Annotated in this window: 8 protein-coding genes; 5 read left to right on the forward strand and 3 right to left on the reverse strand. The window is 70.5% G+C overall.

Features of this window, described 5'->3' with window-relative positions:
* Positions 1 to 88 precede the first annotated feature (88 nt).
* Complete coding sequence (locus BLU84_RS26790) at positions 89 to 793, reverse strand: Crp/Fnr family transcriptional regulator (RefSeq protein WP_139175190.1); 705 nt, start codon at positions 791 to 793, stop codon at positions 89 to 91.
* Positions 794 to 1,109: 316 nt separating this feature from the next.
* On the opposite strand from BLU84_RS26790, the gene BLU84_RS27335 reads away from it, so the two are divergent.
* Entirely contained in the window at positions 1,110 to 1,997 is an 888-nt protein-coding gene (locus BLU84_RS27335; RefSeq protein WP_074872203.1) for a bile acid:sodium symporter family protein, read from the forward strand.
* Positions 1,998 to 2,068: 71 nt separating this feature from the next.
* Here the strand turns inward: BLU84_RS27335 and BLU84_RS22010 are convergent, their stop codons facing one another.
* A complete protein-coding gene (locus tag BLU84_RS22010; RefSeq protein ID WP_074872205.1) occupies positions 2,069 to 2,950 on the reverse strand; it encodes a PhzF family phenazine biosynthesis protein in 882 nt (293 codons plus the stop codon).
* 342 nt (positions 2,951 to 3,292) lie between these two features.
* Here BLU84_RS22010 and BLU84_RS22015 point away from each other — a divergent pair, with 342 nt between their 5' ends.
* From BLU84_RS22015 to BLU84_RS22030, 4 genes are all read left to right on the forward strand, one after another.
* The gene (locus BLU84_RS22015; RefSeq protein ID WP_232518437.1) at positions 3,293 to 5,893 is read left to right on the forward strand and encodes a bifunctional aspartate kinase/diaminopimelate decarboxylase; all 2,601 of its coding nucleotides are present in this window, start codon (positions 3,293 to 3,295) and stop codon (positions 5,891 to 5,893) included.
* Positions 5,894 to 5,960: 67 nt separating this feature from the next.
* Complete coding sequence (gene murL / locus BLU84_RS22020) at positions 5,961 to 7,406, forward strand: UDP-N-acetyl-alpha-D-muramoyl-L-alanyl-L-glutamate epimerase (protein WP_074872207.1); 1,446 nt, start codon at positions 5,961 to 5,963, stop codon at positions 7,404 to 7,406.
* A complete protein-coding gene (gene murD / locus BLU84_RS22025; RefSeq protein WP_074872210.1) occupies positions 7,387 to 8,799 on the forward strand; it encodes a UDP-N-acetylmuramoyl-L-alanine--D-glutamate ligase in 1,413 nt (470 codons plus the stop codon). The genes murL and murD overlap by 20 nt, the downstream gene beginning before the upstream one ends.
* 350 nt (positions 8,800 to 9,149) lie before the next feature.
* Positions 9,150 to 9,956: a dienelactone hydrolase family protein gene (locus tag BLU84_RS22030; RefSeq protein WP_074872212.1), complete on the forward strand. Its 807-nt coding sequence runs from the start codon at positions 9,150 to 9,152 to the stop codon at positions 9,954 to 9,956.
* A gap of 353 nt (positions 9,957 to 10,309) precedes the next feature.
* Here the strand turns inward: BLU84_RS22030 and BLU84_RS22035 are convergent, their stop codons facing one another.
* Complete coding sequence (locus BLU84_RS22035) at positions 10,310 to 11,323, reverse strand: polyprenyl synthetase family protein (RefSeq protein ID WP_074872214.1); 1,014 nt, start codon at positions 11,321 to 11,323, stop codon at positions 10,310 to 10,312.
* Positions 11,324 to 11,533 lie beyond the last annotated feature (210 nt).

Consider the following 11,533-nt stretch of genomic DNA (forward strand, 5'->3'; position numbering starts at 1 on the left):
CGCTTACGGCGCGACCTGCTGCAACGCGGTCGCGGCTTGCGCCGCTCCTACAGGGAGCGGGCGTTGCATGCGTTGGTGGCGTGGGGCTTCAATCCGCCGCGCCTTGCGACCAACGCGCCACGGCGCGTTCCAGCGCGCCGCTGTCGCGGATCGCTACGTGGCGGTAGCGCAGGGCGATCCAGCCGCGTTGTTCCCAGGCTTTGAGCTGTTTGCTCACGCTCTGGCGGGTCGCGCCGAGCATGTTGGCCAGGTCGTCCTGCGGCAGCGGCAGGTCGATCAGGCGGCCTTCGTCGCGCTCCACGCCGTACACCTGCGCCAGTTCCAGCAGGCGCTTGCCCAGGCGCGCGGCCAGCGGCAGGCTCAGCGCGTCTTCGACGTATTCCAGCGCGGTGCGCAGCTTGCGGCACAGCAGCCGGGTGAAGCCGCGGTATAGCTCAGGATGCTGCTCCAGCAGCGCCAGGAAGCGCGTTCGCGGCAGCAGCAGGATCTCGCTGTCGCCGGCGGCGCGCGCGTCCTGCGGGCGCGGCTCGCCGTCGAACATCGACACTTCGCCGAACCAACTGCCGGGTTCGAACTGCACGATCAACATCTCGCGCCCGCCCGCGGTCGGCACGCTCAGGCGGATGCGGCCGCTGACGACGCTGTACAGGCCTTCGGCGGCGTCGCCGCGCGCGTACAGCAGCTCGCCGTCGCGCAGGCGCCGGCGCACCGACATCGCTTGCAGATGCGCGACCACCTGCGGCGATAGATCGCGCAGCCAGGGGTCGGCGGGCAGGGCGGCGGGTTCGGTCATGCGCGGCGGACGGCGGGGCTCGCAGGCGGAGGGCGGCCGGCCGATTGTGGCCCAGCGCGGCGCCGGTGTCCGCTCGTGCGCGCGCGGCCGTCGCGGGACGGCTAGGATCGGGTATCGGGGCCGGCGTTCGGATCGGGCTTTCGCAGCGGGCCGGCCGCCGCAGTGCGTCGGTCGAGCGCGGGTGGCCAGCGAAGGCGCGCCGGCGCCGAATCGCGGCCTCGCAGCGGCTTACCCGCATCGCAGCGATGCGGAGAACGCGGCATCGATCCGGGCTCCACCGCCCGCAATTGCAGACACCCACCACAAGGAGGCGTTCGTGCAGGACAGCATACTGCTCAAGATCGGTCTGCCGCTGGCCATCGCCATCATCATGTGTGGCATCGGCCTGACCCTGCGCGGCGAAGACTTCCGCCAGATCGCGCAGCGGCCGCGGCCGGTCGCGGTCGGCCTGCTCGGCCATTACCTGCTGCTGCCGCTGCTGGGCTTCGCGACCGCGTGGCTGGTCGTGCGCTCCGGCGGCCCGGGCGCGGTCGAATTCGCGATCGGCTTCGTCCTGGTCGCGGCCTGCCCCAGCGGCAGCAGCTCCAATGCGCTGACCTATCTGGCGCGCGGCAACGTCGCCCTGGCGGTCACCCTGACCGTGATCAGCGCCTTGGTCACCTTCCTCAGCGTGCCCTTGCTGGTCGAACTGGCCCTGCGCTGGTTCGGCGGCGAGGCGCGCAGCATCCGCCTGCCGTTCGGCCAGACCGTGCTGCACCTGGCCGCGCTGGTGCTGGCGCCGGTGTTGGCCGGCATGGCCTTGCGCCGGTTCGCGCCGGCGTTCGCGCTGAAAGTGGAACCGTGGGTCAGCCGGTTCGCGCTGGGCCTGTTGCTGCTGCTGATCGTGGCGATCTGCATCACCCAGCGCGCGGTGCTGGCGCGCAGCCTGGGCGAACTCGGCCCGGCGGCGCTGGCGATGGGCGCGGCGGCGATCGGCGGCGGCTTCGCGCTCGGCCGCATCGCCCGGCTCGGCCTGCGCGATGCGATCACCGTGGGCATGGAGGTGGGGGTGCAGAACAGCACCCTGGCGATCGTGATCGCGCTGACCTTGCTGAACTCGCCGGCGGTGGCAGTGCCGGCGGCGATCTACGGCCTGCTGATGTACCTGCCGGCGTTCGCCGCGGTGTGGCTGGGCCGGCGCGCGGTGGCGCGCTCGCAAGCGTAATGAGCGCGGCAGGAAGCCGCACGCGAAGGACGACAGCGGGACGGCGGCGATGCGCGCCGCCCCGCGCGCGCTCAGCGCCAGTCGATGTGGCCGCGCACCACGTTGCTGACCCGGCCGCCCGACCAGACTTCGCCGTCGGCGTCCACGCGCAGTTGCAGGCGCGCGTCGAAGCCGACTTCGCGGCCCTGGCTGACGGTGTAGCGGCCCTCGCGCCCCGGCAGCGCGTCGTTGTGCTTGAGCCACGCGGCGAGCGTGGCGTTGGCCGCGCCGGAGGCGGCGTCCTCGAACTGCGCCGGCGCGCCGACGAAGGCGCGCACCACCAGGTCGTAGTCCTGGCCGGCGTCGGCGCGCGCGAACGCGCACAGGCCCATGCTCTCGGTGCTTTCGGCCAGCCGGCCGATCGCCGCCCAATCGGGCTGGGCGCTGCGCAGCGCGGCTTCGTCGCGCAATTCGGCCAGCCACCAGCGGCGGCCGCCGTCCATCAGCGCCGGCGCCAGCGCGCCCAAGGGCAGATCGCGCAAAGCCGCGCTCAGGCGCGGATCGGCCGCGTCGGCGGTTTCGACCACGCGCGCGCGCGGCGTGCGCACCGCGATCATGCGCGCCTCGCCTTCGCCCGACACCGCCAAGGGCAGCAGCCCGGCCACGCCTTCCTGCACCAGCACGCCGTCCACCGGCGCGGCCAGGCCGGCTTCCAGCACCACGCAGGCAGTGCCGACACTGGGATGGCCGGCGAAGGGCACTTCGCGGCGCGGGCTGAACATACGGATGCGATAGCTGGCGCCGGGCTGGGTCGGCGCGAACACGAAAGTGGTTTCCGGCAGCCGGGTCCAGCGGGCGATGGCCTGCATGGCGGCATCGTCGAGGCCTTCGGCATCGAGGACCACGGCCAGCGGGTTGCCGGCGCCGGGGCGGTCGGCGAAGACGTCCAGTTGCAGATAGCGGCGTTGCGTCATTTCCAGGGGCGTTCCGTGAGGCCCGTGCAGGTGGCGTACAAGGGCGGGGCCAGGGAGGGAGATAGGCGGGAAAGAGGGGATTTCGACAGGTTGGCGAAAGACTTGCGGGCCGAGCGTTCGGCGGCGGTCGGGTTGGACTAGAATCGCAGCTTCGTGCCCGGCCGCCGGTTCCCACAGGCGGCCCGATTCGCAAGGACGCCGGTTGGAAGCGCGTAATTCTAGGCACGCACGACTCGCAAGTGTGGAATCCCGCCGCGTCCGTTCATCGGCCGCTGCGGGCGGATCGACCTGCCCCGGCGCGCGCCGGGCCCTACTCAAGTGGAATCGGCAACCGAGGAAATCGTGGAGACGCAACAGACAGGCTGGGTGGTGCTCAAGTTCGGCGGTACTTCGGTATCACGCCGCAACCGTTGGGACACGATCGGACGTCTGGCTGGAAAACGTCTGCGCGAAGACGGCCGCCGCGTGCTGGTGGTGGTCTCCGCGCTGTCGGGCGTCACCAACGAGCTGCAGGCCATCGCCTACGCGCCGGCCGGCGCGGACGGCGGCCTCGCCGCGCGCTTCGCCGGTTTGGTCGAGCGCCACCGCAGCTTCTGCGCCGAGCTCGGCCTGGATCCCGACCGCGTGCTCGGCGAACGCCTGGCGAAACTGGTTGCGCTGGAAACCGATCCGCGCGCGGCCGGCCGCGCGCTGGACTGGCAGGCCGAGGTGCTGGGGCAGGGCGAGTTGCTGTCGTCCACCTTGGGCGCCGCCTATCTGCGCTCGCAGGGGCTGGACTTCGGTTGGTGCGATGCGCGCGAATGGCTCGACGCGGTTTCGCTGCCCAACGCCAGCGAGTGGGCGCAGCGGCTGTCGGTGAACTGCCGCCACCACGCCGAACCCGGCTTCGTCGAGCGCTTCAGCGCGCAGCCCACGCAGATGCTGATCACCCAGGGCTTCATCGCCCGCCACGGCGACGGCGGCACCGCGATTCTCGGCCGCGGTGGCTCGGACACCTCGGCCGCGTACTTCGGCGCGCTGCTCAAGGCCCAGCGCGTGGAGATCTGGACCGACGTGCCGGGCATGTTCAGCGCCAACCCGCGCGAAGTGCCCGAGGCGCGCCTGCTGGCGCGGCTGGATTACGCCGAAGCCCAGGAAATCGCCACCACCGGCGCGAAAGTGCTGCACCCGCGCTCGATCGCGCCGTGCCGCGACGCCGGCGTGCCGATGGCGATCCTCGACACCGAGCGCTTCGACCTGCCCGGCACCCGCATCGACGCCAGCGCCGCCACGGTGCCGGGCGTGAAAGCGATCAGCCGCCGCAACGGCATCGTGCTGGTGTCGATGGAAAGCATCGGCATGTGGCAGCAGGTCGGCTTCCTCGCCGACGTGTTCGAGCGGTTCAAGCGGCATGGGCTGTCGATCGACCTGATCGGTTCGTCTGAAACGAACGTGACGGTCTCGCTGGATCCGAGCGAGAATTTGGTCAACAGCAACGTGCTCGAAGCGCTGTCGGCCGACCTGGCCGAGGTGTGCCGGGTCAAGGTGATCGCGCCGTGCGCGGCGATCACCCTGGTCGGCCGCGGCATGCGCTCGCTGCTGCACCGGCTCTCCGACATCTGGGCCGCGTTCGGGCGCGAGCGCGTGCACCTGATCTCGCAGTCGTCCAACGATTTGAACCTGACCTTCGTCATCGACGAAGCCGACGCCGACGGCCTGCTGCCGCATCTGCACCACGAGTTGATCCGCGGCGGCGCCATGCCGGTGCGCGACGACAGCGTGTTCGGCCCGAGCTGGCGCGAGATTTCCGAAGGCAAGCCGCAGCGCGCCGCGCCGTGGTGGCAGGCGCAGCGTTCGCGCCTGCTGGCGATGGCCGCCGCCGGCACCCCGCGTTATGTCTACGACCTGGCCACGGTGCGCGAACGCGCCCGCGCGCTGATCGGCACCGCCGCGGTCGATCGCTGCTTCTACGCGATGAAGGCCAACTCGCACCCGGCGGTGCTGCGCGCCATCGTCGGCGAAGGCTTCGGCCTGGAATGCGTGTCGCTGGCCGAGATCGAGCGGGTGTTCCAGGCGATCCCGCACATGGCGCCCGAGCGGGTGCTGTTCACCCCCAGCTTCGCCCCGCGCCACGAGTACGAGGCCGCGCTCGCGCGCGGCGCCATCGTCACCCTCGACAACGTCGAGGCGCTCAAGCGCTGGCCCGAGACCTTCCGCGGCCGCACCCTGTGGCTGCGCCTGGACCTGGGCCACGGCGAAGGCCATCACGAGAAAGTGCGCACCGGCGGCGCGGCGGCCAAGTTCGGCCTGCCGCTGGCGCGCTTCGATGCGTTCGTCGAAGAGGCGCGCAAGCTCGGCGTGCGCATCAGCGGCCTGCACGCGCACCTGGGCAGCGGCATCGACGATCCGCAGCACTGGCGCGGCGTCTACGCCAGCCTGGCCGGGCTGGCCGACAGCGTCGGCACCATCGAGACCATCGACATCGGCGGCGGCCTGCCGGTGGCCTACACGCCGGAAGCGCGCGAGTTCGACCTCAACCTGTGGCGCGCCGGGCTGGACGAGATCAAGGCCGCGTATCCGCGTTATGGCCTGATCATCGAGCCGGGCCGTTACCTGGTGGCCGAAAGCGGCGTGCTGCTGCTGTCGGTCACCCAGGTGGTGGAGAAGGACGGCGTGCGCCGGATCGGCTGCGACGCGGGCATGAACGCGCTGATGCGTCCGGCCATGTACGAGGCCTACCACGGCATCCACAACCTCGGCCGCATCGACGACACCGACACCGCCGCGTTCGATGTGGTCGGCCCGGTGTGCGAGAGCAGCGACGTGATCGGCCGCGCGCGGCTGCTGCCGAAGGCGACCGAAGAAGGCGACGTGATTTTGGTCGCCGACGCCGGCGCCTACGGCATGGCCATGGCCAATACCTACAACCTGCGCGCGCTGCCGGTCGAGGAGGCGCTCGGATGAGCGCCGCCCCGACCCACGACCCCGCGATGGCGCGGCGCGCGACCGTTTCGATTTCGAGAGTGAACCTGTGAGCGATCAATTCCAACGCGACGCCGTGCGCGCCTTCCGTTTCGTGCGCTGCGGCCTGGATGCCCGCACCGGCGCGGCCGAACTGGTCTACGCCTTCGACGACGGCCCGGAGCTGATCGAAACCGTCACTGTGCCCGGTGCGCCGTTCGCGCTGGATGCGGCGCGCAGCGCGGCGGTCGAACGCATGCTGCGGCTGCTGCATCTGATCGCCGGCGTGAGCTATTACAAGGCCGCGGTGCCGGAAGAGATCCGCATCGATACGTATGCCATCGATGCCGATACTGCGGCGCTGCTGGAGCTGATCTATGTCAACGGGCTGGGCGAGTTCGCTTATCGCAATGGGCTGAACCTGCACGGCAAGATCAAGTTTCCGGTGGGGCCCTCACCCCAGCCCTCTCCCGCGAGCGGGAGAGAGAGCAGTGGCGCAGCCCTTTCCGAAGAACACCCTCTCCCGCTTGCGGGAGAGGGCCGGGGTGAGGGCCTCGCGCCGTCGCTCGGCCTGCGCGAACACGCCCTGGTCGCCATCGGCGGCGGCAAGGATTCGCTGGTCAGCATCGAAGCGCTGCGCGCGCTCGGCGTCGAACAGACCGTGACCTGGATCGGCGGCTCGCAACTGATCAAAGCCTGCGCCGAGCGCACCGGCCTGGCCACGCTCAACCTCGGCCGCGCGCTGGCGCCGCAGTTGTTCGAGTACAACCGTCAGGGCGCGTACAACGGCCACATCCCGGTGACGGTGGTGAACTCGGCGATCATGGCCCTGGCCGCGCTGCTGCGCGGCGTCGACCAGGTGGTGTTCTCCAACGAGCGCTCGGCCAGCTACGGCAGCGTGATCGAAGGCACCGGCGAGGTGAACCACCAGTGGTCGAAGGGCTGGGCCTGCGAGCAGGCGTTCGGCGAATACCTGCAAAAGCACGTGGCCGCGGACCTGCGCTATTACTCGCTGCTGCGGCCGCTGAGCGAGCTGGCGGTGGCGCGGCAGTTCGCGCGCGGCGATCGCTACGACGCGCATTTCAGCAGCTGCAATCGCAATTTCCATATTCTCGGCGAGCGGCCGGCGAGCCGTTGGTGCGGGGTGTGCCCGAAATGCCACTTCGTGTTCCTGGCGTTGGCGCCTTTCATGACCAAGCCTCGGTTGGTGTCGATCTTCGGCCGCAACCTGCTCGACGATCCTGCCCAGACCGACGGCTTCGACGCGCTGCTGGAATACCGCAACCACAAGCCGTTCGAATGCGTCGGCGAAGGCCGCGAATCGCGCGCGGCGATGGCGGCGCTGGCCGAGCGCGCGGAGTGGCGCGAGGATGCGCTGGTCGAGCGCTTCGCGCGCGAGATCCGTCCGCAGCTGGTGGGCGAGGAGCTGCGCATCGAGCCGCTGCTGGCGCTGGAAGGCGAGCACCGCGTGCCGCCGGCGCTGTGGGAGCGCCTGCGTGCGTATCTCGCAGCTTGACGGCCAGCGCGTCGCGCTGTGGGGCTGGGGCCGCGAAGGCCGCGCCGCCTACCGCGCGATCCGTGCGCGCCTGCCGCAGCTCGAACTGACCCTGTTCTGCTCGGTCGATGAGGCCGCCGACGCGCGCGGCCTGCACGATCCGCGACTGATAGTGGAAACCGCCGCCAGCGCCGAGCGCCTGGGCGGGTTCGAATGGGTCGTCAAATCGCCGGGCATCAGCCCGTATCGCGCCGAAGCGCTGGCCGCGGCGGAGCAAGGCGCGCGCCTGATCGGCGGCACCGCGCTGTGGTTCGGCGAACACGCCGCGCAGCGCGGCGGCGGACGCACCGTCTGCGTCACCGGCACCAAGGGCAAGAGCACCACGACTTCGCTGCTGGCGCATCTGCTGCGCGCCGACGGCCACCGCACCGCGCTGGCCGGCAACATCGGCCTGCCGCTGCTGGAAACCCTGGACGCGCTGGATTCGCCGCAGCCGCCGCAGTTCTGGGCGATCGAACTGTCGAGCTACCAGACCGGCGACGTCGGCCTGGGCGGGGCGCGGCCGGACGTGGCAGTGGCGCTCAACATCTATCCCGAACATCTCGACTGGCACGGCTCGCAGGCGCGCTACGTCGAAGACAAGCTGCGCCTGCTGACCCAGGGCCGACCGCGCATCGCCGTGCTCAATGCCGCCGATCCGGTGCTGTCGGCGCTGGAACTGCCCGACAGCGAAATCCACTGGTTCGGCAACGAAGCCGGCTGGCATCTGCGCGGCGATGCGCTGTGGCGCGGCGACCGCGAAATCATGGACACCGCATCGCTGCCGCTGCCGGGCCGCCACAACCGCGGCAACTTGTGCGCGGTGCTGACCGCGATCGAAGCGCTCGGCCTCGACGCCGCGCCGCTGGCGCCGGCCGCGGCGAGCTTCAAGCCGCTGCCGAACCGGTTGCAGCCGATCGGCGAACGCGACGGCGTCGCCTACGTCAACGATTCGATCAGCACCACGCCGCACGCGACGCTGGCGGCGCTGGACTGTTACGCGGGCAAGCGCATCGCGCTGTTGGTCGGCGGCCACGACCGCGGCATCGACTGGCACGGCTTCGCCGAGGCGATGCGCACGCGCGCGCCGCTGGCCATCGTCACGATGGGCGAGAACGGGCCGCGCATCCACGCGCTGCTGGAAGCGGTGGCGGGCGAGGGCGGCTTCGCCCTGAGTGCGGCGCGCGACCTCGCCGACGCGATGGCCCAGGCCCGCGCCGCGCTCGGCGCGCAGGGCGGCGTGGTGCTGCTGTCGCCGGGCGCGCCGAGCTACGGCCCGTATCGCGATTACGTCGCGCGCGGCAGGCATTTCGCTGAACTGTCCGGGTTCGATCCCGATACGATCAGCGCGATCGCGGGCATCGGCATCGCCTGAGCATCCAGCCCGCGACATCGCGGCGTAGCATTCCTGTAGGAGCGGCGCGAGCCGCGACTGCGACAACGCAACCACGTCGAAACCTGCGCGGAAGTTGCGTTGTCGCGGTCGCGGCTCGCGCCGCTCCTACAGTCGGACTTCGCACACCATCGCCGCCTGCAACGGCCGCTGCCTGTAGGAGCGGCGCAAGCCGCGACCGCGTTGCAGCAGGTCGCGCCGTAAGCGTGGTGACGCGGTCGCGGCTCGCGCCGCTCCTACAAGGAGCGGCCGCTGCATCGTCGCGGCGGGCCGTCACACCGGATTGCCCTGGCCGCGCTACTCTGCGCCGACGCCTACCCAGGAGCCTCGCCATGCGCCGTCCCGCTGCCGTTCTGCTGCTCGCTCTGTGCGCTTCGCCCACCTTCGCCGCGATCAAATCCAAGCCGGTGGAGTGGAAAGTCGGCGACGAAACTTTCAGCGGCGTGCTGGTCTACGACGACGTCAACGCGATCAAGCGTCCGGGCCTGGTGATGGTGCCCAACTGGATGGGCGTGACCGACAACGCGATCAAGCGCGCGGGCGAGATCGCCGGCGACGATTACGTGGTGCTGGTCGCCGACATGTACGGCCGCGACGTGCGGCCGAAGAACAAGGACGAGGCCAAGGCCGCGGTCGGCAAGGTCTACGCCGACGGCGGGCTGACCCTGCGCAAGCGCGCCAGCGCCGCGGTCGCGGCGTTGAAGGCGCAGGACAAGACCGCGCCGCTGGACGCTTCGCGCATCGGCGCGCTGGGGTTCTGCTTCGGCGGTTCCAGCGTGCTCGAGCTGGCGCGCACCGGCGCCAACCTCGCTGGCGTGGTCAGCTTCCACGGCGGGCTCAAGGCGCGCCTGCCGGACAGCGGCGTCAAGGTCAACGCGCCGGTGCTGGTGCTCAACGGCGCCGCCGACAAATCGGTGCCGAACGAGGACGTGGTCGCGTTCGAGAAGGAAATGGACGAGGCCGGCGCCGATTGGCAGCTGGTGAACTACAGCGGCGCGCGCCATTGCTTCGCCGAGTCGGAGAACGCGGGCAATGCGCCGGAAGACAACTGCCGCTTTGATGCGCGCGCGGCCAAGCGTTCGTTCACTGCGATGCGCGCGTTCTTCGTCGAGCGTTTCGGCGCGCGTTCCGCGGATTGACGTAGCCGCGCGATTTAGTAGCTACGCGATCTACCTGTAGGAGCGGCGCGAGCCGCGACTGCGACAACGCAACTACGCCGTAACTATCGCAACCCGCGTAGCGGCGCAAGCGCCCCCGACACCAACGCAGCTTGGCGATCTACCTGTAGGAGCGGCGCGAGCCGCGACCGCGACAACGCAACTACGCCGAACCTTTCGCGATAACCGAGTTGTCGCAGTCGCGGCTCGCGCCGCTCCTACAGGTAGCGGCCGCGACGACGCAGCGATAGAACGAATCGGGGCCGGAACGCCCCGCCGCTCAGCGGCAAACGTTCCGGCCCCGATGTCTGCGCAGAAACACCCGCGCGCAATCCTCAGTGATCGCGGCTCACCGCGTAGCGCGCCAAGCCGCGCAGCGCGGCGACGTAATCGTTGTCTTCCAACCCGTCCAGCGCCGCTTCGGCCGCGTCGGCGTAGTCCTGCGCGCGCTGGCGGCTGTAGGCCAGGCCGCCGGTGGCGTGGATCGCGGCCAGCACGTCCGGCATGGCGTCGCTGTCGCCGTGCTCGACCGCTGCGCGCAGGCGCGCGCGCACGGCGTCGTCGCTGTGGGCGATGGCGTGGATCAGCGGCAGCGTGGCCTTGCCTTCGGCCAGGTCGTCGCCGAGGTTCTTGCCCAGGGTCTGCGCGTCGGAGGCGTAGTCGAGCACGTCGTCGGCGATCTGGAAGGCGTAGCCCAGGGCCATGCCGTAGTCGTCCAGGCGCTGCTGCACCTGCGCGTCGGCGCCCGACAGCAGCGCGCCCAGGCGGGTCGCGGCGGCGAACAGCACCGCGGTCTTGCGCTCGATCACCCGCAGGTAGGCCGGCTCGTCGGTGTCGGGGTTGCGCACGTGCAACAGCTGCAGCACTTCGCCTTCGGCGATGCGGTTGGTGGTGTCGGCGAGGATCTTCATCACCTCCAACTGCTCCAGCTCGACCATCAACTGGAAGCTGCGCGAGTACAGGAAGTCGCCGACCAGCACGCTGGCGGCGTTGCCCCACACCGCGTTGGCGGTCTTGCGGCCGCGGCGCAGGTCGGACTCGTCGACCACGTCGTCGTGCAGCAGGGTGGCGGTGTGGATGAACTCGATCACCGCGGCCAACTGGTGCGCCTGCGGGCCGACGCCTTTCTCGCCGCGCCCGCCGAGCGCGCCGGCCGCCAGCAGCAACAGCATCGGCCGCAGGCGCTTGCCGCCGGCGCCGACGATGTACTCGGCCACCTGGTTGATCAGCACCACGTCCGAGGCCAGCCGGCGGCGGATCAGGGCGTCGACCGCCGCCATGTCGTCGCGGGCCAGGGATTGGATGTTCGCCAGGTCGGGGACGGACAGGGTCGTAGCGCTGGAAGGCATGGGCGGTCGGATCGGTAAAACGGAAATTATAGGGCTTGGGCGCTGGACAACTGAGCCCGCGGCAAGCGGCGGATGGGGCGGGGCATTCGACGGCGGAGGGGCTGCGGACGGGGCCCGCCAGGGGGCGTTTGCGGGCGACTTAGCTGAATGGGCTGAATCGACTGCCACCAAATGCAGCTTTTTACGCATTTTTTGAAGGTTTATGCGATC

Source organism: Lysobacter enzymogenes, from assembly GCF_900106525.1.
GTDB lineage: Bacteria > Pseudomonadota > Gammaproteobacteria > Xanthomonadales > Xanthomonadaceae > Lysobacter > Lysobacter enzymogenes.

Bases quoted from the DNA above. Each gene is read 5' to 3' on its own strand.
- BLU84_RS22035 (WP_074872214.1), bottom strand. From the start codon at position 11,323: ATGCCTTCCAGCGCTACGACCCTGTCCGTCCCCGACCTGGCGAACATC.
- BLU84_RS22030 (WP_074872212.1), top strand. From the start codon at position 9,150: ATGCGCCGTCCCGCTGCCGTTCTGCTGCTCGCTCTGTGCGCTTCGCCC.
- BLU84_RS22010 (WP_074872205.1), bottom strand. From the start codon at position 2,950: ATGACGCAACGCCGCTATCTGCAACTGGACGTCTTCGCCGACCGCCCC.
- BLU84_RS26790 (WP_139175190.1), bottom strand. From the start codon at position 793: ATGACCGAACCCGCCGCCCTGCCCGCCGACCCCTGGCTGCGCGATCTA.